Source organism: Domibacillus sp. F004 (assembly GCF_057814295.1).
This window is the reverse complement of sequence record NZ_JBVATB010000004.1, coordinates 149,827-175,061: the sequence shown is the minus strand read 5'-3', so window position 1 is coordinate 175,061 and position 25,235 is coordinate 149,827. Positions and strand designations below refer to the sequence as shown.

General features: G+C 39.0%; 23 protein-coding genes and 4 pseudogenes. 16 read left to right on the top strand and 11 right to left on the bottom strand.

Features of this window, described 5'->3' with window-relative positions; translation table 11 throughout:
* Window positions 1–127 precede the first annotated feature (127 nt).
* The 5 genes and pseudogenes from ACZYRN_RS12425 (at window position 128) to ACZYRN_RS12405 (ending at window position 6,664) form a co-directional block, all read left to right on the top strand.
* A complete protein-coding gene (locus ACZYRN_RS12425) occupies window positions 128–2,407 on the top strand; it encodes an excinuclease ABC subunit UvrA (protein WP_488911911.1) in 2,280 nt (759 codons plus the stop codon).
* Between the two features lie 54 nt (window positions 2,408–2,461).
* Entirely contained in the window at window positions 2,462–3,079 is a 618-nt protein-coding gene (locus ACZYRN_RS12420) for an HAD family hydrolase (protein ID WP_488911910.1), read from the top strand.
* A gap of 487 nt (window positions 3,080–3,566) precedes the next feature.
* A pseudogene (locus ACZYRN_RS12415) lies at window positions 3,567–3,788 on the top strand (VWA domain-containing protein); the annotation flags it as partial.
* Window positions 3,789–4,348: 560 nt separating this feature from the next.
* Window positions 4,349–4,660 carry a restriction endonuclease FokI C-terminal domain-containing protein gene (locus ACZYRN_RS12410; RefSeq protein WP_488911909.1) on the top strand — a complete coding sequence of 104 codons (312 nt, stop codon included), beginning with the start codon at window positions 4,349–4,351 and terminating at the stop codon, window positions 4,658–4,660.
* 30 nt (window positions 4,661–4,690) lie between these two features.
* Complete coding sequence (locus ACZYRN_RS12405; RefSeq protein WP_488911908.1) at window positions 4,691–6,664, top strand: helicase-related protein; 1,974 nt, start codon at window positions 4,691–4,693, stop codon at window positions 6,662–6,664.
* Window positions 6,665–7,009: 345 nt separating this feature from the next.
* Here the strand turns inward: ACZYRN_RS12405 and ACZYRN_RS12400 are convergent, their stop codons facing one another.
* Both ACZYRN_RS12400 and ACZYRN_RS12395 read right to left on the bottom strand, forming a co-directional pair.
* Window positions 7,010–7,177: an aspartyl-phosphate phosphatase Spo0E family protein gene (locus ACZYRN_RS12400; RefSeq protein ID WP_488911907.1), complete on the bottom strand. Its 168-nt coding sequence runs from the start codon at window positions 7,175–7,177 to the stop codon at window positions 7,010–7,012.
* Between the two features lie 432 nt (window positions 7,178–7,609).
* Window positions 7,610–7,804 carry a hypothetical protein gene (locus tag ACZYRN_RS12395; RefSeq protein WP_488912044.1) on the bottom strand — a complete coding sequence of 65 codons (195 nt, stop codon included), beginning with the start codon at window positions 7,802–7,804 and terminating at the stop codon, window positions 7,610–7,612.
* A 267-nt stretch (window positions 7,805–8,071) separates the two neighbouring features.
* Here ACZYRN_RS12395 and ACZYRN_RS12390 point away from each other — a divergent pair, with 267 nt between their 5' ends.
* Window positions 8,072–8,788 carry a vanadium-dependent haloperoxidase gene (locus tag ACZYRN_RS12390; protein ID WP_488911906.1) on the top strand — a complete coding sequence of 239 codons (717 nt, stop codon included), beginning with the start codon at window positions 8,072–8,074 and terminating at the stop codon, window positions 8,786–8,788.
* A gap of 245 nt (window positions 8,789–9,033) precedes the next feature.
* Here the strand turns inward: ACZYRN_RS12390 and ACZYRN_RS12385 are convergent, their stop codons facing one another.
* Window positions 9,034–9,198 (bottom strand): DUF2512 family protein, encoded by a 165-nt coding sequence (locus ACZYRN_RS12385; protein ID WP_488911905.1) that lies wholly within the window; start codon window positions 9,196–9,198, stop codon window positions 9,034–9,036.
* A 312-nt stretch (window positions 9,199–9,510) separates the two neighbouring features.
* Here ACZYRN_RS12385 and ACZYRN_RS12380 point away from each other — a divergent pair, with 312 nt between their 5' ends.
* Complete coding sequence (locus ACZYRN_RS12380) at window positions 9,511–10,134, top strand: hypothetical protein (RefSeq protein ID WP_488911904.1); 624 nt, start codon at window positions 9,511–9,513, stop codon at window positions 10,132–10,134.
* Window positions 10,135–10,303: 169 nt separating this feature from the next.
* Here the strand turns inward: ACZYRN_RS12380 and ACZYRN_RS12375 are convergent, their stop codons facing one another.
* A complete protein-coding gene (locus tag ACZYRN_RS12375) occupies window positions 10,304–11,011 on the bottom strand; it encodes an IS6 family transposase (RefSeq protein ID WP_488911903.1) in 708 nt (235 codons plus the stop codon).
* A gap of 129 nt (window positions 11,012–11,140) precedes the next feature.
* Window positions 11,141–11,227: pseudogene (locus ACZYRN_RS12370) on the bottom strand (CPCC family cysteine-rich protein); the annotation flags it as partial.
* Window positions 11,228–11,553: 326 nt separating this feature from the next.
* On the opposite strand from ACZYRN_RS12370, the gene ACZYRN_RS12365 reads away from it, so the two are divergent.
* Complete coding sequence (locus ACZYRN_RS12365) at window positions 11,554–12,255, top strand: class I SAM-dependent methyltransferase (protein WP_488911902.1); 702 nt, start codon at window positions 11,554–11,556, stop codon at window positions 12,253–12,255.
* A 263-nt stretch (window positions 12,256–12,518) separates the two neighbouring features.
* On the opposite strand, the gene ACZYRN_RS12360 is transcribed toward ACZYRN_RS12365, so the two are convergent.
* Entirely contained in the window at window positions 12,519–12,941 is a 423-nt protein-coding gene (locus ACZYRN_RS12360) for a hypothetical protein (RefSeq protein ID WP_488911901.1), read from the bottom strand.
* A gap of 161 nt (window positions 12,942–13,102) precedes the next feature.
* Window positions 13,103–13,684 carry a YdhK family protein gene (locus ACZYRN_RS12355; RefSeq protein ID WP_488911900.1) on the bottom strand — a complete coding sequence of 194 codons (582 nt, stop codon included), beginning with the start codon at window positions 13,682–13,684 and terminating at the stop codon, window positions 13,103–13,105.
* A gap of 152 nt (window positions 13,685–13,836) precedes the next feature.
* Between ACZYRN_RS12355 and ACZYRN_RS12350 the strand changes: the two genes are divergently transcribed.
* The 3 genes from ACZYRN_RS12350 (at window position 13,837) to ACZYRN_RS12340 (ending at window position 16,367) form a co-directional block, all read left to right on the top strand.
* Window positions 13,837–15,228 carry a HAMP domain-containing sensor histidine kinase gene (locus tag ACZYRN_RS12350; protein WP_488911899.1) on the top strand — a complete coding sequence of 464 codons (1,392 nt, stop codon included), beginning with the start codon at window positions 13,837–13,839 and terminating at the stop codon, window positions 15,226–15,228.
* A complete protein-coding gene (locus ACZYRN_RS12345) occupies window positions 15,221–15,889 on the top strand; it encodes a response regulator transcription factor (RefSeq protein WP_488911898.1) in 669 nt (222 codons plus the stop codon). The genes ACZYRN_RS12350 and ACZYRN_RS12345 overlap by 8 nt, the downstream gene beginning before the upstream one ends.
* Window positions 15,890–16,118: 229 nt before the next feature.
* Window positions 16,119–16,367 carry a hypothetical protein gene (locus ACZYRN_RS12340; protein WP_488911897.1) on the top strand — a complete coding sequence of 83 codons (249 nt, stop codon included), beginning with the start codon at window positions 16,119–16,121 and terminating at the stop codon, window positions 16,365–16,367.
* A gap of 596 nt (window positions 16,368–16,963) precedes the next feature.
* Here ACZYRN_RS12340 and ACZYRN_RS12335 read toward each other — a convergent pair.
* From ACZYRN_RS12335 to ACZYRN_RS12325, 3 genes and pseudogenes are all read right to left on the bottom strand, one after another.
* A pseudogene (locus ACZYRN_RS12335) lies at window positions 16,964–17,083 on the bottom strand (transcriptional regulator); the annotation flags it as partial.
* Window positions 17,084–17,138: 55 nt separating this feature from the next.
* Window positions 17,139–17,744: a TVP38/TMEM64 family protein gene (locus ACZYRN_RS12330; protein WP_488911896.1), complete on the bottom strand. Its 606-nt coding sequence runs from the start codon at window positions 17,742–17,744 to the stop codon at window positions 17,139–17,141.
* Between the two features lie 106 nt (window positions 17,745–17,850).
* Window positions 17,851–18,633 carry a phosphatidylserine decarboxylase gene (locus tag ACZYRN_RS12325; protein ID WP_488911895.1) on the bottom strand — a complete coding sequence of 261 codons (783 nt, stop codon included), beginning with the start codon at window positions 18,631–18,633 and terminating at the stop codon, window positions 17,851–17,853.
* A 180-nt stretch (window positions 18,634–18,813) separates the two neighbouring features.
* On the opposite strand from ACZYRN_RS12325, the gene pssA reads away from it, so the two are divergent.
* Complete coding sequence (pssA, locus tag ACZYRN_RS12320; RefSeq protein WP_488911894.1) at window positions 18,814–19,497, top strand: CDP-diacylglycerol--serine O-phosphatidyltransferase; 684 nt, start codon at window positions 18,814–18,816, stop codon at window positions 19,495–19,497.
* 60 nt (window positions 19,498–19,557) lie between these two features.
* Here pssA and ACZYRN_RS12315 read toward each other — a convergent pair.
* A pseudogene (locus tag ACZYRN_RS12315) lies at window positions 19,558–19,803 on the bottom strand (IS30 family transposase); the annotation flags it as partial.
* A gap of 358 nt (window positions 19,804–20,161) precedes the next feature.
* Between ACZYRN_RS12315 and ACZYRN_RS12310 the strand changes: the two are divergent.
* The 4 genes from ACZYRN_RS12310 to ppsA all read left to right on the top strand — a co-directional run bounded on the left by ACZYRN_RS12310 (window position 20,162) and on the right by ppsA (window position 25,059).
* Complete coding sequence (locus ACZYRN_RS12310; RefSeq protein ID WP_488911893.1) at window positions 20,162–20,581, top strand: hypothetical protein; 420 nt, start codon at window positions 20,162–20,164, stop codon at window positions 20,579–20,581.
* A 398-nt stretch (window positions 20,582–20,979) separates the two neighbouring features.
* The gene (locus ACZYRN_RS12305) at window positions 20,980–21,561 is read left to right on the top strand and encodes a DUF4256 domain-containing protein (protein WP_488911892.1); all 582 of its coding nucleotides are present in this window, start codon (window positions 20,980–20,982) and stop codon (window positions 21,559–21,561) included.
* 294 nt (window positions 21,562–21,855) lie between these two features.
* Window positions 21,856–22,077: a hypothetical protein gene (locus tag ACZYRN_RS12300; protein ID WP_488911891.1), complete on the top strand. Its 222-nt coding sequence runs from the start codon at window positions 21,856–21,858 to the stop codon at window positions 22,075–22,077.
* 366 nt (window positions 22,078–22,443) lie between these two features.
* On the top strand, window positions 22,444–25,059 hold the full coding sequence (gene ppsA, locus ACZYRN_RS12295; RefSeq protein ID WP_488911890.1) for a phosphoenolpyruvate synthase: 2,616 nt from the start codon (window positions 22,444–22,446) through the stop codon (window positions 25,057–25,059).
* The last annotated feature ends 176 nt before the right edge of the window (window positions 25,060–25,235 follow it).

Here is a 25,235-nt window from a genome sequence, read left to right as displayed (position 1 = left end):
AAAAGTAATCTTTAGGCTAACGCCTACCGACATTCATCTCCCACTTACTCATTGGGCTACGCCCTACACATTCCTTGAAGTGGGAGTCTTCTGTCGGAAAAATGATAAAGTCAGAAAGGATAACAAAATGTCAGAAATAAAAGATGAAATCATTTTAAGAGGGCTTAAAGAACATAATTTAAAAAATGTAGATTTAAACATACCAAAAGAAAAAATCATCGTATTTACAGGTCTTTCAGGCTCAGGAAAGAGCTCAGTTGTATTCGATACATTAGCAACAGAAAGTAGAAGACAAATGACTTTGAACTATCCTCTCTATGTCAGAAATCAAATGCCAAGGTACGAAAGACCCCACGCCGATCTTATGCAAAACTTAAGCCCGGTTATAGTAGTAGAGCAAAGACCTATAGGAGGCAATTCCCGCTCAACAGTAGGCACCTATATGGATATAAATCCATTAATTAGACTTTTGTTCTCGAGAATAGGAAATCCATCAATAGGTTTTGCCAACGATTTTTCGAGCCAAAGTTCCTTTGGTAGATGTCCAGAATGTGGTGGATATGGGGAGGTAATTGCGCCAGACCTAAATAAGATTATCGATTACGATAAGTCACTTCGAGATTATGCAGTGAAATTTAAGCCATTATCGCCTTCAGGTTGGCAAGGTAATTGGATGATGACCTGCGGATTATTCGATCCAGGTAAACCCATAAAGGACTACTCAGAAGAAGAACTCCACCTACTATTATATGGTCCCCGAGAAGGTGAAAGAGCCTATGCACCGTTTCACACAAAACATGGAGCTCAAAACGCGGAGTGGGATGGGTTGTTGCCTCGATTTATGCGTCTTTATATAAATAGGGACATCTCAAAACTAAAACAAGTATCCCAAGATGACGTCTTAGCAGTGTCAACACATTCATTATGCCCAACCTGCCAAGGTTTAGGCCTAAACCCAAAGGTATTAGAATGTAGAATAAATGGCCTAAATATCGCAGAATACGATCAATTAGAGCTTCCAGAAATACTAGAAGAACTAAAGAACATAAAAGATCCTATGGGAGAATCTATAGCACAACAAGCAATCCCACATGTAAAACAACTAGTCGACATGGGACTAGGATATTTGAGTCTATCAAGAAAAATGGGCACCCTGTCCGGTGGCGAAGCTCAAAGGGTAAAAATCGCTCGTCATTTAGGGAGCAGTCTAAACAATATTACATACATTTTCGACGAACCAAGTGCAGGACTCCATCCAGAAGAAGTGGATATGTTAATACAAATGCTAAAAAGGCTAAAAGACCAACATAATACTGTAATCGTAATCGAACACAATCTATCAGTAATAAAAGTAGCGGATGAAATAATAGAAATGGGACCAGGAGCAGGTGTAAATGGAGGAGAAGTTGTCTATCAAGGAAAATTAGAAGGACTAAAAAACTCTCCCACCGCAACAGCCCTAAACCACAAGCTAAAAATAAATAAAAATCCAAGGGATATAAAAAGATATTTTACAATAAACAGAGCAAGTAACAATAACTTAAAAAATATAAGCGTAAATATACCTAAAAATGTCTTAGTCTCTATATGTGGAGTATCAGGTTCAGGTAAAAGCTCCTTAATGTTGGAAGCGTTCACAGAAAGATATCCAGAAACCATAATGGTAGGACAAGGCGGCATAGGAATCTCCAATCGTTCGACCCTAGCTACATATATGGGAATAATGGATGATATTCGCGTAACAATTTCAAAAGAAACAGGACAACCAGCAGGTTTGTTCAGCTTTAACTCCTCAGGAGCATGTCCTATCTGCAAAGGAAAAGGAGTCCTAACGCCAGACGTAGCATTTGCAGATCCGGTGACAATCGCTTGTGAAGCATGTGACGGTACGAGATATTCAGACGAAGCACTGTCATATCGATATCAAGATAAAAATATAGTAGAGATTTTAGATTTAACAATAGACGAGGCTATTAATTATTTTAAAATACCTAAGATCATAAAAAGAGTGCATACGCTAAAAGACGTAGGATTAGGGTATCTGACCTTAGGACAGACGACAAGTTCTCTAAGCGGAGGAGAGATCCAACGTCTAAAACTCGCAAGCCACTTACAAAAAGAAGGACAAATCTACCTAATAGATGAGCCATCCTTAGGACTACACACAGAAGATAATGAAAAACTCTTAGACGTATTTCAAAATCTCGTAAACAGAGGTAATTCTGTCATAATAATCGAACACAGTCTAAACTTTATAGCGGCGAGCGACTGGGTAATAGAATTGGGTCCAGGAGGAGGAAAACAAGGTGGACAAATTATATTAGAAGGTACACCAGAAGAAATGTTAAATGCAGAGACATTGACAGCGAAATGGTTAAAGGATGGAGTAAGAAAACATTTCACTTAATATGAAAAATTAACAAGATCGAAATTACGAAATAAGTTTAAGGAGTTTAAATATATGGACAGCATAATTTTTGATCTAGATGGGACATTATGGGATTCAACAGACACGGTCCTGCTGGCGTGGAATAGTTTGATGAAGGATTACAAGCAAATCAACAGGGACATAACGAAGGAAGATCTTCAGAGTGTCATGGGACTTCAAGTTCCCGAGATAGGAAAAAAACTGTTTCCGGACTTAAATGATCAAGAACGGAATCGATTTTTAGAAGAAAGCTGTCTAGTAGAAAATACATTTTTAGGAGAACAGGGCGGGGTTCTTTTTGACCAAGTAGAAGATGTATTGAGGATTCTTTCACAGAAATATAAGCTTTTCATTGTAAGCAATTGTCAGGATGGATACATTGAAGCATTTTACAAGTTTCATCAATTAGAAAAATACTTCACAGATTATGAAAATCCAGGGAGAACGGGTCTTTCAAAAGGAGAAAATATTAAATTAATCATGGAACGAAATCACTTAACCAAACCTGTCTATGTGGGTGACACGGAAGGGGATCGAAAGGCAGCCCAATTCGCCGGTATTCCATTTTTCTACGCCAAGTATGGATTTGGACAAGTAAATGAATATGATTATGCAATTGAGACCTTCGATGAACTTGTTAAACTATTTTAAACGAGGAGGCCGTTTCTCCAGCTTTGATTGGAAGCAGAAGAAACGGTCCTTGATTACTTATTCCCTCGAGCCAACAACCCATAGGAAAGAATAGCACAAACATTGCTAACGGCAATGATAATTCCCAGGGGAACAAAACCTCAAAGAAGTTTGGATATTAGTTTAATTTATGATGAGTGTTTATTAGTTGATATAGACGTTTCTGCTTATTTCGCTGTTTTACCGATAAAAGACTTTTTTGTTAAGTACAATGAATTAGTTCCCAAATTACAGGAATGTATTAATTAAACAATCGGGCGCGATTGTTGAGCAAGAAGTAAAAGGGTGACTGTTAAATACAAATAAAGTCGTTTAATTCTGCAGCATCGAACACGCATGATACTGTCCTAATTTTCGATGAGAATCCAAAATTAGTGGTTTAATTTTGAGCTAAAAACGAAAATAGACAAAGAAAAAATGATAATAAAGTTGTTTAGTATTATTTGAATCTTCCACACAACCAATCTTTTGGCAATTTGTCGGTATTGGCGATGCTAACTTTGATGTTCTTCAAAAGTTAGATACGATGGAAGGCAGAGTTGTAGATAACGCTAATTTCTTTCACATTGATCATATTGATCAGGTATCAGACGAAGAACTCTATGAGAATTTATTGAATGAGTTCCCTATGTGGTTAAAAGAAGCGAAAGAGAAGCGGATTTTACGATAAGAAAGAGTTATTTACCAATTCCCATAACAAGTTCTTATCCTTTCTTGAAGGTTGGTTGGATGGAAGATAATGCGCTTAATGGCGGAGTTGCTTCGGCTGCTCCACGTTTTTTTATATACTCTGATAAGAGGTGGAACATATTTGAGTAAAGCAAACCATATTGGAGACATAAAGGATAATTCTTAAAACTAGCAGATATAGCAGCACCCATTATCGTTTTAGGACAAGCAATCGGCCATTGGGGGAAAGAAGCTTGTAGGTGGAAAGATGGTGAGGAATGGAAAGGTCATCAATTCAGTATTTTTACAAAATCGCATTTCTTGGATTTTGTTGAAAAGGAACAATTGCATCAGTGACTATCCGGGACCCTTTATTCATTATTAAATCGACTCTTGGGATCTTATTATATATGTTATGTCGATGGATGAACCGGCAATTAAAGAATTGATGAAAAAAACAGAAAGTGTAGAAGAAAAAGCAAAACGACTGAAGGAGCAGCAGCTCAATCCCGATCAATAATTAGTAAAACAAAACTGTAACTAAGTTCGGTCTGGTGCGGTTTGTTCATCTGTCGCTCAAGTAATGAGCACAATTTTTCTGTCCAGATAAGTGTAGACGCTCCAGTCGGCCATCATGCAGTACATCCTGATGTTTTTGTCGAATCACCTCAAAACTATTCGGGAATAATTGATACCAAAGCGTATAGAAGTTATTCAATAAGTAATGACCATAGAAATCGTATGGTTAATAATTACATAACGACTTATCGAAACAGCCACAACAACCTAAAATTTTTCATGTATGTAGCTGATGGTTTCGGCAGCAATATTTCTAATCAAATCCAAAATATTTACAGTAGAACAGGAAGATAACGAAGAAACACTGAAAAGGAGACCAGAAACATGGCCATTACCCAGCAGGAGATTGACGCGCGGCACGAAAAAGCGGTCATGCGCACGAAGCAGCACATTGAAAGCAACCTAAAACAGTACTTGGAAACAGAAGAAAACCCTCGTTTTCAAGAGTACTTGAGCAAGCAAAAAACTTTTCTGGAGGGGGTTTGGCAAAAAAAATGGCGAGAAATGCTCGTCAGTTCTTTCAGCGGGGACGAAAAAGCCGCTTATTTAAATGAAACGGGGCGATCGCCGGGCCAAATCAACCGGAAGTTTTACCGAGCGCTCGAGGATTTCCGTCCTTTTAACGGCTATGAGTGGGCAAAAAGCGAATACAAAGATAAGTGGAGCCAGCTGGCGAAGAGTACTCCGTACAAAGAAAAGGAAAGCCGAAAATCAAAAGGAAAAGAACGAGAGCGGCTTGTCCTTTCCCCGCGTAAAATAAGGGCACAAGCTGAACAAGCAGAACGGCAAAAGCGCCTTTCTTATATTTTTGGAGAAGAATACACACCGGCGCCCTTGCCGCATGTCCAGTATATCGTTCACGTGGGAGATACAAACACAGGGAAAACATATACCGCGCTGGAAGAATTGAAAAAGCGAAAAAGCGGTTTGTATTTGGCGCCGCTTCGACTGCTGGCGCTGGAAGTATACGAAAAGCTGAACCGGGAAGGCGTATTATGCGACATGAAGACCGGGGAGGAAGAAAAACGAACAGAAGGCGCAAGCCACGCTTCCTGTACGGTAGAAATGTTCGAAGAAAAAACACCGTACGATATTATTGTGATTGATGAAGCGCAAATGATTCAAGACCGAGAACGCGGATTTCATTGGTTTCGCAGCATTACAAGAGCGCGCGCAAAAGAAGTGCATATTATCGGCAGCCCGAATATGAAAAACTTGGTGCTCGGCTTGCTGGGCGAAGAAGCCAATGTGGAAGTGCGGCATTACAAACGGGAAACCCCGCTGATTGTCCGCAACAAGGTGTTCCGGCTCAACCGTATTCAAAAAGGAGATGCGCTCGTCGCTTTTTCAAGAAAACGGGTGCTGCAGCTTGCCGCTAAGCTCGAAGATGACGGACACGGAGTCAGCGTCATTTACGGCAACATGCCGCCTGAATCACGTCAGCGTCAAATGGAAGATTTTGTGTCCGGAAAAACGCAGGTGGTCGTCGCGACTGATGCGATTGGCATGGGACTGAACTTGCCGATTCGGCGGATCATTTTAATGGACAGCCACAAGTTTGATGGCGTACGCCGGCGTATATTGACAACGCAGGAAGTTAAACAGATTGCCGGACGCGCTGGGCGCCGGGGTCTTTACGATCAGGGAGAAGTGATTTTCATGGAAGACCGGAAACGAATGAAGCAGCTGCTCGAAGGAGGCGATGCGCCGATTCAAATGTTTACCATCGCGCCTACCCGAAGCGTGCTCAAGCGTTTCCTGCGCTATTATCAAGACCTCGACACGTTTTTTTCACTTTGGGCGGAATTTACACCGCCGAGAGGAACTCAAAAAGCATCGCTTACTCAAGAAAAGCTGCTTTACGGACTTGTGAAAGGAACACCAATTGAAGATCGCCTGTCGATGGAAGAACTGTACAGCTACTTGCAGATGCCGTTTTCTGCTTACGAAAAAATGCTCTCAGACCAATGGAAACTGGCGCTTGCATCATTGATCGGCGGCACTGCCATGCCGGAGCCGGCTATTCAAAAAGGGAGTCTCGAGAAGCTGGAGCTGTCATACAAAGCGGTAGAACTTCATTTAATGTTTTTATACCGGCAGGATCAAATCACCGAAGCGTATTATTGGGAGCGGGTAAAAAAAGAGCTGGCGGATGATATTCACCAGTGGCTCGATCAAAACATGAAAACATTGAATAAAGCGTGCAGCCGGTGCGGCAGACAACTGGACTGGGATTACCCGCACGGTATTTGCCAACAGTGCTATGGGCGTATGCAGGAGAATTGGTACGAGATGTAAGTGGTACGGTAAAGACGGCCCTATGTAAAAGACAAATAAAAATCGGTGTTTTCTGCTTTTGATTGGGTAAATACAAGTAAGAATGCAGGAGAAGTCAGGGAAAACCAGCAGCTGCTAATCAAAGCGATAGTCAATCAATGACTTGGAAAAGGAACTTGTCCAAGTATAGGTTCCAGATCTGTTGGAACAATTGAGAAATAGATGAATTGATGAAAGGCTTTTACTCACAAAAAAAGTAGTTCAACCGCTCTTAACCAAGAGCGGTTGTTTATGGTTTTTTAAAATTTTGTTCTTCTTCAATAGCAATTTATACAAAAGAGACAGGGATTTCTCCCAGATAGATTTTTAAGACCTGCTGTGCAATTGAAATTGGATAATTAACTTGTCCAGTTCTTCGCTATACTTAAGGGTTTCACTACTATGAAAACCTTTGGTTATTCCAGCGGAAACCATCAACTTACGAAGGTCATTAATACGTAAAACTAATTCATCAAAATTATCTTTAATTTGCATTGTGAGATACCACCTATAATTTTAAAAGTCCGAAAGTGAAAAATAAAAAAGCCGAGGGAACCCGGCTGTAATAGAAAATGCATAGGGATTTGGGGAAATACCCCACAACAATAGCTTACCCATTTTTAGGGAATAAAAACCAATACTTCTCCTGGCCGTTAAAAATATTGTTCGCATCTTTATTTTAAGAGACTCGGGAGGCTTTTAATATGAAGATGTATATGTAAAAAAGAAAAAGTTACAGGTTATACCTTAGCAGGAACAGTGGGAATAAGCTCACTTGGCACAACAGCTACGTACGGCTTTCCCAATTCTTTAAATGGTTCTGCGGCGGATCAGGACAACAAACAGTCACAAAAGCCTCGTCTAATGCTATCATTGGGATCAGCCTAGAAACAGAAATGCGTGCCATGATTAAACAAGGAAATTCCTTTAATTATAAGAGGGAGTTTTATCATGTACTCTTTGGGATCGGCACAAATAATAAAGCAACCGTCCCCTTGCCGCCGCAACTTTACGTTGCACCCTTATCAACGTGCTCTTTGAAATGCCACTCTTGTCTTCGGCCTGCTTATATAAATGTGTCTCAAGCAGCCGTCCATCCCGACGACTAAGCTTATGATCCATCATGTAATGTCACTTTATATGCCGTCAATTTCCCGCTTTCTTCTCGCGCTATAGCAATGTTGCGTTAAAATGTCAGTATGATATTAAAGTATTTTGAACCTTCCTCACCTGAACCTTAGCGCAGGCGATGGACACAGTGATGCATAGCATATTCCTAACCTAGACTAACTATAATAACCACTAATTTCACTTTCTTCTAAACACAGTTATTTTTTCAATCTTAATGCATAAGGTTCAAGAAGAACATTCTAAAGGGAGTTGGGCTCTATGCAAACAAGCTATAGAAAATGGACAGAACATTCTTACCAGGGAGAAACAAACCCTCCTAAAGGTTCTCCAGATTCAGCATACTGGCCCATGTTTTACATTTCCAGGGGGACAGATAATAAATTTTTCGATCCCTTTCATCAGCAGATCAATTGGAAAATCAAGCATCCTAATGCTGTTGATTGGACAAAAGAGCTGCGCATTGTTGAGCAAACAATGCATTCCTTAACGTCTCAACAAATGGGCATTGCACGATATTGGGGAACAGGTGAATTAATTGAAAAAATCACGACTATGATTTTTAATCTGGCTCGAAAGTATAGACTGGGGTCGCCGGCTGTTGCCAGAGTGACGGGGTGCTATCATGCTGCGATAAATGATGTCTTTGTTATCACATGGTTTCTCAAATATCACTGGGATGTCGCACGTCCAAATCAATACGGCAGAAATTTGCCTGCAGTTTTGTTCACTCCTCGTTTTCCGTCATACCCTTCTGCCCACGCAACCATTGCGGGATGTACAGAAGTAATACTAAAATATTTCTTTCCACAAGAATCGTCTGGAATCGAAAAAATGATGAAGGAAAGTGCTCAATCACGTTTATACGCGGGTGTACATTTTCAAGTAGACAATGATGAGGGCCTAAAATTGGGGAGACAAATCGGGGAGATGGTTACACAATTATTGAGGGCACAAAACCTAAATACTTTTAAATAGTGTGAAAAGTCAGATTCAGCCCCAGTGTATGAAATATGGTTTTTAAATTCCTCTAGGCAGTTGGAGAACAATCCATTTTCTTAACCTTCCCCGTTAGGGGAACAAGCCTGTTACTTAACAGCGACTAAATTCACTTTTAAATTCCCCGCAACCTTTTATACATAATGTTATATTCATGATAACAAAAAAAGGCAATTACCTCTGGACGAAGTAATTGCCTTTTTGAATTTTTCTCTTTTCAAAGATCAGTTATTATGGCGGATAGTGTGTCTGTCATCGAGGTGCTTTTCATCAAATACATGTCTGTCGAGATATTTATGGAAAAACCATTCCCCTGCTGCAATAATAACCGCTGAGAGAATAGAAGCTATTAAAACATCACTATCATCTGTAAAAAGTTCTTTCCCCATGAGCCAGATAACTAAAGCGGTTGATTACATGCTTGGTATGGAGCATGAACAAGACGACATGAAGAAACTTCCTTCTAAAGATGAACGTAATTTAGTAGAGGTCTAACTAAAATTAGATAATTTACAAAAAATGTCCACCCAATCTATAATACTTAGTGCTAATGTAGAGGTATTGATAATGGAGTTACTCACGAAAAGGATGTTTGCTGCTTGGAATTACAGCTTCCTTAAAAAAAAGAATACATTTTTAAACAGCCTGCCTATGTACGGGCTTTTTTTTGATAAATAAATTGATGAATGGAGAGAAGAATGATGGCTAAACGTATTTTGCTTTGCGGATCATTAGCATTGATCCTGGCGGGTTGTTCTGAGGGAGCTTACAAGAAAGAGGATTCAGCTGCCGAGGAAGAAGCGGTTGTTGAGGAAACAGAAGAAACAACAGAGGAATTAGTGGAAGAGCCTGCAGCAGAACCAGTAGTTAGTGAGCCGGCAGCTCCAGCACCGGAGTTTTCTTTTGGCATTACACCTTCTGATTTACAAGATTTTCTAAACGAAGGGCGAACAGAAGAAGGGAAGATAAGCTTTACCTTTGATGATGAAAAATTATCTTTTCAGCACGCATTCAGCGATACGTTTAATTACGGCGGATATTATAATGAAGACTTTACAGTACGCCAAATTGTAAGTATGTGTGATATGAGTGAAGAAATTGGGGCAGATGCCATACTGTTTTTACACACAGCGGAGCAGACAATGGCTTTGCCATCCTTAACGGAAGATCAGATTACGGCTGTCTTTGAGAATGAATTGAATGTCGCTAATGTGACTCCGGATGCTGCTGGCATCTACGAGCATAATGGGAATGTATTCAAGCTGGTTCACATAGGAATCGGGTTTGTATTTACAGCTGCCAAAATTGGTGACGACGACGAATAATTTTTTAGAATCGGCTTTAAGCTCTTTCAATAAAAAAGAATTTTGGTTGAAAGAGTTAACCATAATATAATTACGGTTAACATGAAATAGACAGTAGGGGGAAACGGTTATGGTGCAAATAATTAGGGAAGGTATAAAGAGGCAAAAAGTTACCTAGTGGAATCTGGTCTTAAGCAGCAATTCCAAATAGTTGATGGATAAACTTCACTTGATTTTGGACAGACTTATCTAGTAAAACAAGTTGCCCTTTTTTTACCATATGCATCGCTTCTATTCCAGAAATAATGGACGTTGCTGTGCGAAAAGATTTCAATCCTAACATCGACCGAACTCGCTTTTTAATAAACCGATGATCTTGTTCCACTATGTTATTGAGATATTTCACTTGCCTTATTTGGATGCCTAATGGCATCTTTTTTTCTTTTCTTAATTCTTCAACTGCTATAGGGTAAGCCGGATTCTTATCGACTGTCACGACACGAGGCTCAGAATGATGAAAAGACTGCAAAGCTTTCTTGAAGAATCGCTTTGCAGCCTTGTGATTTCTTGTTTTGCTTAGGTAAAAATCGATGGTATTTCCTTTCGAATCCACAGCACGATACAGGTACATCCATTGACTTTTTACTTTGATATATGTTTCATCCACTCTCCAAGAGTCATTGGTTTGCTTGAGATGACGACGGATTCGTTTGTCTAATTCAGGACCATACTGATGAACCCAATGCATGATCGTTGTATGAGCAACGGATAAGCCCCGTTCCTCCATCATTTCCACCAAATCACGAAAGCTCAAGTTGTACCGTAGGTACCATCTTACTGTTTGTAAAATAATATCATGATGATAATGTTTCCACTTGAATAAATGTTGCTTTTCCATACTGATCACGCACCTTTTTTAGAGTAATAGTATCAGCATGTCCAAGATTTAAAGATTATTTGCAACTGTCTTGAAGGTTTTGCACCAGAACCATATAAACTATGTATTGTTATTTATCTATTAGAAATGCTACTTATGCTGCCTTAATATGTTGCGAAATTCGTAGGTATCTGTCGGTTCTTTATCTAATGTTTTATATCCACAACAAGGGCAGTTATATTCATGTTTTCTTACTAAATTCTCCTACACACATGAAATACAACTCGATTACAAAGCTTTAAAAATAAATCTGTCTACTCAGCAGTTTATCTCCAGGAGCAAACAATATTAACTTTGGCTTAGATAGCAGTTGACCGAAACTGTTGAGTAAAAGGCTTTTTCGATAACTGGCTTAAAAGAAAGGCTTGTTAAAGAATACTGTTAATTTTCTTGTTAAACTAACGGGGTAGATTATTCAATAAGAAATATGAGTTGATTAGTATAAAGTTATATAATAGGATAAGGAAAATTACGAAGATTATGTAAAAAAGGGGGGGGAAGGAATGGTAAAAACAAATTGGCAGCGACAAGATGTTACACGACATTATTTAGAACAGGTTAGAGGGGGAATTCCTTTTGGAGCTGAACAAGCTAAAATTATGCTTGAAGTAATCAATTATTTTACCTCTAATCCGAAAAGAATTATGGATTTGGGATGTGGAAATGGATTTTTAGCTGAGATTTTGCTTAAAACTTACCCAGATGCCTCTGCAATATTATTAGACCACTCCGAACCAATGGTACAAGCTGCTCGTGAGCACATGAGTGAATATAGAAATCGTTGTGAGATTATCTACGGTGATTTTAGTAATTCTATTAAAGAATTTGCAGAACCTAATTCCATTGATTGCATTGTTTCGGGTTTTGCTATTCACCATCTTACGCACGATAAGAAACAGGAAGTTTATAGAGATATATATAATCTTTTAGTGGACGGGGGGATATTCATAAACATTGAGCATACGGCTTCTGCCACTCCTGAAATTGAAAAATTGTATAATGAGCTTTTTATTAATCATCTTTCTACCCATAATAAAAGGGACAGGCAAGAAGTAGCTAAGGAATATTATAACCGTCCTGACAAAGAAGATAATAGATTGGAGAGGGTAGATATTCAGGTTAATTGGCTTAGAGAAATTGGTTTTAAGCATTCGGATTGTTATTTTAAATGGATGGAACTAGCTGTTTTTGGCGGAGTAAAATAAAAATCAATGCGTTCTTTATCGCATTAACGGGTGCTTAAGTTTAATAAGGAAATAAAGCAAAGGACCAAAAAAATCGGTCCTCTTTTTCTTTTGATAAAATATCAATGCCATCGTTTAGTAGAGCCTAAACATTTAAAGCATAACAACTCAAATTGTTACTCAACAGTTCATTCATACAGTCAAGTAGCACTAACTTTATTATAGGTAGAAGTAGACCGATACTGTTAAGTAAGATCCTTTTAAAAAAACAAACTGCTCGGAAATTACTTTTTTTCTAAAATAAATACTTCAGTTTTTGTCTCATTGTTTTCTTGCCAGTCAAGTGTTATTGTAACTTTGTCTGTTTCTGAAGTTACTGTCTTAGTAATCTTTTCGTTTCTTAAAGAAATTTCCCCTAGTTCATTTAAAGAGATATCTCCTCCACCAAAACTTCCTTGATTAGATTCCAGCTTATATTCAATACTTTTTATCCCTTTGGAACCTTTACCTCTTGGTTTGAAATATACATAAGGCTCTATTTCCTTTAGTTCGGGTTCCTCTACTTTACCTGTGTACACTTCTGCTTCCCAGTTTTTACCCTGCCCTTTAAATAACAGATCTTGTCCGTCGTTTTCAGTAGAATTACAGGCAGCAAGCAAAGAAATCATAAAAACTAATAAAAAAAGAGAAAATAAATGATTTTTCACTCAAAAACCTACTTTCCATTTTTTATTAATGGTACCATAAATTTCAGCAACAAAAATCCTATTTTAGTCAACAGTTGACCGATACTGTTGAGTAATTTTCACTGATTTCTGTTTGCAATAAAAACTGGATAGCCCTTATCGCTATCCAGCATCGCTTTCATTTATTCCGCTGCTAATTCGTCCTCTGTTACCCATTTATGATTGGTTACTTTTTCCCCGTCTGCTGTAGTGAAATCGATCATGTACACAGTGGTTTTAACAGCAGAGTCAATCATGGCGGAAGCCCCCTTCATACCTTCCATATGATCCGCTGCCAGAGTCACTTCGTCTCCAGCTACAAAAGGTTTATCGCCGGCATCTTGAATTTCTTCATGAATCACCCACCTATGGTCTTCAACCGGATCGCCACCAGTTGTTGGTGTGTATGAAACGGTGTAGACTGTCGTATCGTATGCACCGGCAATGGTGGCTTTTGCCCCCTTCATGCCGTCCATATGGCCGTCCTGAATGATGGCTGTTGAACCAACTGAATAAGCGGGGTCTGCTGCTTCCTCTAAGCCTTCTGGAACCTCGCCACTGCCAGAGTGATTCATGTTATGTCCGGAATGTGTATCTTCCTCTTCCATTTGCTCCGTTGGTTCGGCTCCTGATTCTACATTTGCTTCTTCTGTGTCACCACAGGCTGCAAGCAAAAATGAGGCGAAAAGTGCTGTACCAACTAACGTGCCTGCTTTTTTATTCATAAAAATCATCCTTTCCCTTAATGTTATCTTCCCGCCTACCTTATCCAAACTTTTTGCAGTTCCTGTGCATTTTTCATTTTTTTCTGCACAAAAAATAAATAATTTCCTTCTATAATAAGGACAGAACGATCTAGAGGAGGAGAGGGCATCCGGTGTTTACAAAATTATCATTAAAAATCGGTTTCTTATTTTTTGCTTGCATCCTGCTAATTGAGTCACTCCTGTTTTATACACTGTATGTCACGCTGGTAAATGATCGGGTGGACGAAGTAATGGAGAGTTTGCTGGCAAGGGGAGAAACACACAGTGCTGTCTTAGCAGCCAGCTTTAAAGAAGAAACACTCGAGCATGTCGGGATGATGGAAGCGGCATCGAGTTTCAGCGTGATTGTGACAGACGCAAAAGGCCAAGTTTTAATTCACTCCGACCCAATTGAACCCGAGATGGAAACCGTTATAAATAACACGAATTTTTTGTCCATGCCTGCTGGCGGTCAAGTAGTTGAAACACATTGGAATGAAAAAAGATATATTGCCTCAGACAGTCCAGTAATGAAAGAGGGGGATCATCTTGGCCATGTGTTTATGTTTTCTGATACAGAAGACATTGCGCGAATGGTGGACCATCTGCAGCAGCAGTTTTTTGGGGCAGGTGTGATTACAGTGGTATTAACCGTGGTGACAATTATGGGGTTGTCCCGACTGATTACGCTCCCGCTTATTCGAATGAAAAAAGCAACGGAACAGCTGAGCCTTGGCCATCATCAAGTAAACTTGATGATCGACCGGAATGATGAGCTGGGTGAACTGGCGGCTTCGATTACGAAGCTGTCACAGGATCTCGATCATCTGAAAAAGACCCGAAATGAATTTTTGGGCAGCATTTCACATGAACTGCGTACGCCATTAACATACGTAAAAGGCTATTCGGATATTTTAAACCGACCTGGCTTGTCCGAAAAGGAAAAAGAAAAATACGCTGCCATTATTCAGGAAGAAACGGTTCGTTTAACAGGGTTTATTCAAGAGTTGTTTGAACTGGCCAAAATGGATCGCCATGAATTTCATATTTCTAAAAAAGAAAAATCCCTGGATGAACTGCTTGAATCAGCGACGCATTTTGTCAGCGATGCTTTTGAAAGGGAGGGGAAATCACTAGTCATTTCAGGAAAGAAAGGCATTCGTATCATGATGGATATGGAGCGAATGCAGCAGGTGCTGCTTAACCTGCTTGACAATGCGCGAAAATATTCAGAAGCAGGTTCACATGTGTTCCTCATTGTGTCCGAAAAAGACAACGACGTCATCATTCAAGTAAAAGATGAAGGTATAGGCATTTCAAAAGAAGAGATACCGTTTGTCTTTGACCGCCTGTACCGTGTGGAGAAATCACGATCAAGAGAAAGCGGCGGGTTTGGTATCGGATTGTCGATTGCAAAAGAAATTGTAGAAGCACATGGCGGAATTCTTCATATTTCCAGTGAAGTGGGCGTCGGCACGGAAGCAACAATTCAGCTTAAACGCGAGGAGGATCGGAATGTATAAAATTTTATTGGCAGATGATGAGCAGCGAATGCTCGATTTGATCGCCCTTTATTTAGAACCGCACGGTTATATGTGCATGAAGGCCAAAAATGGTGAAGAAGCACTGGCGTTGATGAAAAAGGAATCGATTGACCTTGTTATGCTGGACATTATGATGCCTGATATGGACGGATGGGCGGTATGCAGGGAAATTCGGGCTTTCTCCGCTGTTCCGATTATCATGCTTACGGCCCGTGATCAGGAAGAAGATATTGTTAAAGGCCTTAGACTTGGAGCAGATGATTATGTAACGAAACCTTTTGGTGAACAGGAACTTCTTGCCCGGATCGAGGCGCTCTTGCGAAGAAGCGTTCCATCAAAGAAAATTCAAATAAACGGGCTGCAGTGGGATGAAGAACAGTTTAAGGTATGTTATCAGGACCACTCCATTCGCTTAACGCCAAAAGAGTTTGCTCTCCTCGGCATTTTAATGAAGCATCCAAATAAAGTATTTGAACGTGGCCATCTGTTAGAACTGGTATGGGGGTACGACACCGAGACAGAAGGGAGAACGGTTGACTCTCACGTTCGAAACATTCGTGAAAAAATACGCGAAGCCGGTTTTTCAATTGATGACCATTTTCAAACAGTCTGGGGAATTGGGTATAAGTGGGTAAACTAAATGATGGAGATAGCGTAAAACGAAAAATATAATTGAGGTTCTCCTTATTCTTCTAATCAACAGTACGTTCACATTACGTAATTACATAGTAGACCGATACTGTTGATTAAGATATCTAAATGGAATCATCACTTCTTTTTATTTTCTTGTTAAACTGGAATAAATGTGTATAAAAATTACTTCGAAAAGAAGGTCTGTCAGCAACCAGGAAAATAAAGGAAAATAAAGTGTGAATTTCATTAAAAATTTTTTTCATTCAATGCTTTATAAACAATACGATGAATTTGCAGAAACACTAGGTTATAAGGATTGGAAGTCTGCTGAAAAAAACACCTTTTTTATTTACCATTTAGAAGGGGACATTGGATGGTCTGCCACAGAACTTCCGGGTGGACAGTGGGCTATATGGAAGGATGAAGGGCAGCCCCTTATCCTTATAAGATACTTCCTACCTGGGAAAAAACTATTTACTACTTGAGGGAAAGATTGGAAGAAAGTGAACTGCCCGATTCTTACTGGATGCCAGAAGGTTTTGATGAAAATGAAAATGTATTTTCAAAAAAGCCAAATAGAGATAAAAAATTATAAAAATGAAATAGTCACATTGTTATCTACCAAAGGTACAAAAGTAAGTAAAAAGGCTGGTGCTCAACAGTTCGTTCATACAAGTAAGCAGCGTTAAGCTTAGCCCAAAGGACAGTAGACCGAAACTGCTGAGGAGAGAAGACCGTTATTTCTTAGTCTTCTCTGCATCTGTACGTATCAAATCTAGCTTTTGATTAATCATATTTAATTAGTCAATTACATATAAGAGCATTCCGCCAACTACTCCAATTAATACACCTAGTTGACCAGCAAGTATTAAGCCAGGGATTATCCCGATAGTTAAATAAAACAGTATTCTCATCTGTATCCCTCCTTTCCTAATTGTAACGATAATTGGAGGAGGTAACTGCAAGAGAAGTTAATCAACAGTACGTTCATTAAAATACATAAACGTTTCATCTTTTTCAAATGAACTAAACCAGCGATAATAGTCCATATCTATAATCCGGTAATGTTTGCTTATAACATTATGAGACGTGCCGTAAGTTCATACAACGTCCGCTCGTTGCGTTCCGATAGTTCGTCTAATATAAGCCGCCGAGTCGAGTCACTAAGTGCTTTGAATATAGCGTCTTTGTCCCAATTCATATATCGAGTATAAGCAACTGTATGGTTGCGTAAAACATGAAATAAAGCGCCGGTATTATTCCGGCGCTTTGTTTATTTTTCTGTACACAATAATGTAATTGACAATCATAATGATGAGCACATAGAACCCATACAGCCCAAAAGAAAACCATTTGTTTTCAGAAAAACTCGCTCCCGCAAACGACAGCAGCAGAATATTCGGCAGTTTCCCGATGGCTGATGCGAGAAAAAAGACGAGCCCGTTTACTTTACTTAATCCGCAGACGATATTGACAACGGGAGAAGGCACAATCGGTATTAAGCGAACGAACAAAATCGCCAAAAACGCATTTTTGTTCATCTTTTCCTCATATTCTTTCACCTGAGGATACTGTTCGATTTTCGTCTGCGCCCATTCCTTAAAACCGTACCGGACAATATAGAAAAACAACAACGTCCCGGCCATGGCGCCGCAGAGCGTAATAATGACGCCTTGCGGGGTGCCGAAAATGCCGCCAATCAATCCCGCCAGCACAGGAAATGGAACGATCGGGACAAACACACAGATCGCCACCAGCAGCATGCTGATGAGGATGGCGTAAGAACCACCTTCATTAACTATTTGCAGCAATTGTTCTTTTTGAGTTATGCCAAGCAGAAGGATGCATGCAATCACGGCCACACTGACTATTCTTTTTATCCTAAAACACCTCTTCTTTACCAACATTCCTCTTTTCAATTTACCATAAGTGCGAGCGGAAAATCTCCCAAAACAGCAAGAACGAAACCTATTGAGAAACACACCCAATTTTTTCTCCATATTTTATTTCTTTGCCTTCGCATAATGCGGAGGAGATTTGGAAGTTTTCATTTTCTATTAACAAAATAACAGTAGACCCAAATGAGAAATAAGCTAACTCTTCTCCCTGTTGTATGGTTTCACCGGAATGAGTAAGATGGATGCTATTTACATTTAAGGCGCCAACTTTCACAACCGCTACATTTTTGTGCGCGCTTTTTAGCTCGGTAATAGTGCGGAAGTTTGTCGACAGCGGCCGGTTCCCGTATTTTATTCCAAAGCGATTAACCGGATAAGATTTACCACCCAGCGTCCAATTGGCCATTATCTTTCCTGTAACAGGACTGTGAATTCGATGATAATGCCGGGGGGATAAATAAAAAATGATGTACATTCCATTCTTATATTTCTCTGCTTTTTCTCTACTTCCAATCATTTCCTCTAATACAATTTGTTTGTTTTTCACTGTATAATCTGTTACGTCGCTTATCAATCCGAACGCATTCACCACGCCATCTACCGGACTCACAAAAGTGTTTTTCTCCCCCTTTACTGACCTCATACCCGGCTTCAGCGTCCTCGTGAAAAAATGCTGAAGACTCGTATATTTAGACAACGGTACTGCCATCTCCTCTTGGTTTACCTTATACACGTTCGCAAAAAGAGGAATCATTTTCCGGCTCCATCCAGACTTTGTGACAGTCATGAGCTGCCTTGACATAAACGGATTACCTGTTAGTTCGACAAAGATTTTAAGAAATGTTTTTAACAATGAACGGGTCCTCCTTTTAAAAAATATTTCCACCGTATTCCTGATATCTAATCGTTTTTATAAAAAGAAGAAATGTCTTTTTTCCAACAAACTCTATTATCATTTTCTTTATAAACAAAGTAAATGATATACTTGTTGTAAACTTTTTGTGAAATAACAATAAATACAGATGGAGAAAAAATGAATATAAAGAAACAAATACCAAACATATGTACGCTAGGAAACTTATATTGCGGCTTTTTGTCGATTGGGTATGCGGCCGGCGGAGAGTTTAAAAACGCAGCTATTTTAGTTTTGATCGGAATGATGTTAGACAGCATGGATGGCCGGATTGCTAGGATGCTGAAAGTTGAAAGTCGTTTAGGCAAAGAGCTGGATTCTTTGGCCGATATCGTAACGTTTGGTGTGGCGCCGTGTTTTTTAGTATATTACACCATCTTTTTTGATAATGGCTTTCTTGGTGTTGCCGTTTCCGGGATGTTTCCGCTTTTTGGCGCTTACCGGTTAGCTCGATTCAACATTACTCCAGAGGATAAAACAAGCACCTATTTTACCGGCGTTCCGATCACGGCTGCCGGCGGGATACTGGCGTTGTTAACTCTGTTCAATGACCAAGTCTCCAGTATAGTCACAACGGTTATTTTTACCGCCTTATGTTTTTTAATGGTCAGCACAATTAAAATACCAAGTTTAAAACAGATCCCTCTGCCTAAATATGGGACGATCGTAACGTTATTTTTTGGTTCCCTTTTAGTTTTGCTCAATATTGAATCTTCCGGAAGATTTCCTTACTTACTTTATGTGGCAACACCTATATACATCATTTATGTAGCTTATCGGTTCATTAAGGTAAAAGAGCATTGAAATGGTCTTTTGCCAAGTTAAGTGCAACACTTCGTTGATGAACGCTTCGTCTGGCGTGCGTCAGTCAAGACACTTTCTTGGCCGGTTGTTGAGCAGCTGAAAAGCCCGGCCAAGCTCGTCGCCGGTCAACTTGTTAAAATCGGTGCCTTTTGGAAAAAACTCACGAATCAGGCCGTTGGTGTTTTCATTGCTTCCACGCTGCCAGGACGAATAGGGATTGGCAAAATAAAAGGCGATTTCCAGTACTGAATAACAGCTGAATTCTTTTCCTCAGTGGGTGGTGGCGGTCTTAAAGACCTTCTCCGGCAGGTTGCTGAAGATTCGCATGGACGTTTTTCCGAAAGAACAACATAATATTGAAGTGATTTGTAACTTTTTGAATGCGATGTTGGTGAGTAAGGTTTATGAGCAGGAATCATATCAAGAAATTTTTGATCAAGGTAGACTCAATGATGGGGAACAGTCGACTCTGGTTTTAGGTCACAATGATTTCGTTGAGATATTCTGAGAGCAACATGATCAACTATTTGGATGAATTGGCCAACTAGAATTAATAAAGCACCATAGCAACGAATGATTTTTCCAGTAGGGTAAAAATTATTACAAATCTAGCAGGATTATATTTCCTTTTGCTGAATTAATTAGGTGAAAAGAGGCTGATAGGATGAATGTACACGGTATGTTAGTTGAAGGTGTTAAAATAAAGTTTGCTTGTGAGGTTTATGAAACGCAAATGTTAGATTCAGTACAGAAAATCATAATTCAATATTTTGACGCAATTGGTTCATCACTTAAAAATGAATTTGATAAGGCCAAAAGTTTAAATTTTCAAATCAGATCTGAAAGTTCAAGTTTCTTAGAAATCGAAATAGGTAACACTGGACTTGAATTTATCAGAAAACCATCCTCGATTTTAGTGAAAGAAATACTTGAAGATGGCGGTGTACGGGATTATGATATAATTTATGTACGAAACAAGGCTGTGGTAACAGACTTATATTCCAAAACAACTTTTACATCAGTTGTACTTGATAAGTATGTACTGCACATTTTTAATGATTATTTAGCTAAAGCATCCGTGTAGGGTGCTTTTTTAAAATAAGTAATAGTCCTTTTCTGAACACGGCCGTCCGGTTCTCAAAAGGGCGCTTTTTTATTGTGTTCTGTGTAATAAAATTCTGTCCAATACTCTATGTTCAATAACTTATTCCTTTTTACCTTATTGTAGATTTGAAATAAAGTCGTACCGTTTGTAAAAAAAGATGAGACGTTTTGAATAAAGTCACGATATTTATATAAAAGTTGTGAAGCTTCCCTCTTGGATGTATCTTGTCTTAAGGGGGGCTTTTTATGGTGAAAATTACTTAATCATATAATTTGTTGTAAACTGAATTCACGAAATTATTTAAACGATTTATTATAAAACATATATTTATTTATACTTATACGATTATGAGTAAAAACAATAAGGGGGAAACTAAAATGACAAATAGAAATAAAAGCAGCAATAAAAAGGAATTGTCACTAGAACAACGTGAAGAATTACTCAGAGTATTGAAAGACCGTTTTGAGAATAACATGAACCGCCATAAAAACCTTGAATGGGCAAAAGTCCAAGCAAAGCTGGATGCTAATGCTGAAAAACTGTGGTCGCTCAATGAAATGGAAAGAACTGGCGGTGAACCGGATGTTATTTGTCATGATGAAAAGAAGGACGAATACATTTTTTATGATTGTTCAGTGGAAAGTCCTAAAGGTCGTAGAAGTGTTTGTTACGACCGTGAAGGGCTGGAGTCAAGGAAAAACCATAAGCCAGAAAATAACACTATTGATATGGCAACTGCCATGGGCATTGAACTTTTAACGGAAGAACAATATCGAGCGTTGCAGAAACTTGAAAATTTCGATATGAAAACGTCGAGTTGGGTACAAACACCCTCTGATATTAGAGAACTCGGGGGTGCTCTTTTTTGCGATTATCGCTTCGGGCACGTCTTCGTGTACCATAACGGTGCGTCCTCTTACTATGGATCCAGAGGGTTCCGTGGTTCGCTAAGGGTCTAATTTTGCACAGACAGCTAAATTTGAATTTGAGAACGGATCACTTAGGGAAAGGCTTTAATTTCATTCTTCAATTATCGGGCGCTTTAATGGAATAACACGAGTAGAAAATGATCAAACTTTTTTACAAAAAATCTCCGTAATGAATATTTTAAGAGCCTGTTTTGATCAATCTTTTTTTCAAAGGCAGGCTCTGGTCTTTTGCTAAATTAGGCTTTATAAGCCTATTTTGATCAAACTTTATTTCAAACCTACATCATGTGATGCTATCCTATTAATGAAAAAGATATGCCACAGTTGAATCGGAAAAGTCAGCCTCTTACTATTCGTGTTCAAGAAACAGAAGATCAAAAATTAGCCCATTCCGGTGGATTAGATCTTCATGTCAAAACAACAAAATACATGATCTCGGATAACGCCACTTTGGACTTTCCTGAAAAAGAAGGTGACAGCTTGGTTCATGAAAAAGGCGTTATGTTAAGTTATAAATTAGATTGTGAAGAGTTGTACTTAAACTAACGGGCAGGTTTGTTTAATAAGAGCTTGATATCTCATATTAATACAAGGTATTTTGGGGAAAAATAAACAGATTAGATGGAAAAAAGTTGAATTTAACCATATTCATTGTGGACTAAAAGGTATATGAGCTACTTTCGAGGGGATGAACCGGGTTATCAGGTTACTGTATGGTAGGATCTAGCTATTTTTTGAAAATTGAACTCTAACTCTTCCTAATTTAATTATAGCATATAAAAAATGGTAAATATAGACTATTTATTCTTATTTGCTACTGCTAAAATACGATAGAACTTTAATTAGATTGGTTGAGAGGGATAAATATATCAAAGAAAATAAAAGAAATCTAATAGTTGGGAGAGATATAGAATGAGTTCTTTGGTTCTCGGTTTTCAGGAAATGGAAAAAACGCAGCTTTTGCTCGTTGGCGGAAAAGGGTTAAATTTAGGGGAATTATCAAAAATTGAAGGAATACAAGTACCAGAAGGATTTTGTGTTACAACAGTGGGATATCAAAAAGCCATCGAACAAAACGAAACGTATCATGCTTTGTTGGATCGACTAACAATGCTAAAAGTAGAAGATCGAGATCAAATTGGTGAAATCAGCAGGAAGATTCGACAAATCATTATGGAAGTAGAAATTCCTTCCGATGTTGTGAAAGCAGTTACTCACTATCTCTCCCAGTTTGGTGATGAACATGCTTATGCAGTGCGTTCTAGTGCGACTGCTGAAGATTTACCACATGCCTCTTTTGCTGGTCAACAAGACACCTATTTAAATATCATCGGCAAAGAAGCAATCATGCAGCATATCAGCAAATGTTGGGCATCCCTATTTACGGATCGCGCGGTAATCTACCGTATGCAAAATGGATTTGACCACAGTCAAGTTTATTTATCCGTTATCGTTCAAAGGATGGTTTTCCCACAGGCTTCAGGGATTTTATTTACCGCTGATCCGATTACTTCTAACCGAAAGCTGCTATCAATCGATGCCAGTTTTGGACTTGGAGAAGCACTGGTCTCTGGCTTGGTCTCTGCCGATTGTTATAAAGTACAGGAAGAGGAAATCGTCGATAAGAGGATAGCAACCAAAAAATTGGCTATCTATGGACTAAAAGAAGGCGGAACAGAGACCCAGCAGATCGATCCCAATCAGCAAAAGACTCAAACACTTACTGAACAACAAATTTTACAACTGGCACGCATCGGAAGACAGATCGAAGCTTATTTTGGTTGCCCACAAGATATCGAATGGTGTTTGGTTGATAATACATTTTATATTGTCCAGAGTCGTCCAATCACTACTTTATACCCGATCCCTAAAGCGAATGATCAAGAAAATCACGTCTATGTATCTGTTGGTCATCAACAAATGATGACCGACCCCATGAAACCATTGGGATTGTCTTTTTTCCTGTTAACGACTCCTGCACCCATGCGTAAAGCTGGTGGAAGGTTGTTTGTTGATATCACACATAATCTGGCTTCACCTGTTAGCAGAGAAATTTTATTAGATACCCTGGGACAATCCGATCCGCTCATAAAAGATGCACTTATGACCATAATAGAGCGAGGAGATTTTATAAAATCGTTACCAAATGATAAAAAAGAACTGAGTCCCAGTAAAAGCAATAAAGGTATGTCGTCTGCGGGTTTTCAAGCACAAATCGAAAACGATCCGACAATCGTTTCTGATTTGATTAAGAGTAGTCAAACATCGATAGAAGAGTTAAAACAAAACATCCAAACGAAATCAGGATCAGATTTATTTGATTTTATTCTAGAAGATATCCAGCAATTAAAGAAGATTTTATTTGACCCACAAAGTTTGGGTGTGATTATGGCTGCTATGGATGCTTCATCATGGATCAATGAAAAAATGAACAAGTGGTTAGGTGAAAAAAACGTAGCAGATACGCTTTCTCAATCTGTGCCAAACAATATTACTTCGGAAATGGGTCTGGTGCTATTGGATGTCGCAGATGTGATTCGTCCTTATCCAGAAGTAATTGATTATTTACAACATGTAAAAGATGATAACTTTTTGAATGAATTGGTTAAGTTTGCTGGTGGACAGGAAACCCAAGACGCAATAATTGCTTATCTCAGCAAATATGGAATGCGATGTAACGGAGAAATCGATATTACTAAAACTCGTTGGAGCGAAAAACCAACTACACTTGTCCCCATGATTCTTAGTAATATCAAAAACTTTGAGCCTAATGCTAGCAATCGGAAATTTGAGCATGGGCGGCGTGTTGCTTTGAAAAAAGAACAAGAGTTATTAGATCGATTGAAGCAACTACCGGATGGTAAACAAAAAGCCAAAGAAACAAAACGAATGATCGACCTAATCCGGAATTTCAGCGGGTTTAGGGAATATCCAAAATACGGCATGGTTAATTGCTACTTCGTTTATAAGCAGGCTTTACTGAAAGAAGCCGAACAACTCGTACAAGCCAACGTTATTCATGAAAAAGAAGATATATACTATCTCACTTTTGAAGAACTTCACGAAGTCGTACGCACAAATAAACTAGATTACCAGATCATCAGCAAACGAAAAGACGAGTACAAATTATATGAAAAACTAACTCCACCACGTGTTATCACGTCTGATGGTGAAATCATTGTAGGTGAGTACAAACGAGAAAATCTCCCAGCCGAAGCTATTGTAGGTCTACCTGTTTCTTCCGGATTTATAGAGGGACGAGCACGTGTCATCTTAAACATGGAAGATGCTGATCTAGAAGATGGAGATATATTAGTCACCTCCTTTACTGACCCTAGCTGGACACCATTGTTTGTATCCATAAAAGGCCTAGTCACCGAAGTTGGTGGACTGATGACCCATGGAGCAGTTATCGCACGTGAATATGGCTTACCAGCAGTTGTCGGTGTGGAAAATGCTACCAAACTGATAAGAGACGGGCAACGAATTCGCGTGCATGGAACAGAAGGGTATATCGAAATATTGTAATTGCTGAATACCTTACAGTATGAAAGATGTTATATTGAAATTCTTATCTTTTGTTATAGAATAATCATTTTTATGTTTTAAGGTTTTTTGTTCAACTAATGGGGGCTTTAGTTCAAGAACGAATGAATAAAAAACAGCCTGTATCTAAGATTATTACTAGGTAATCTATGGTACAG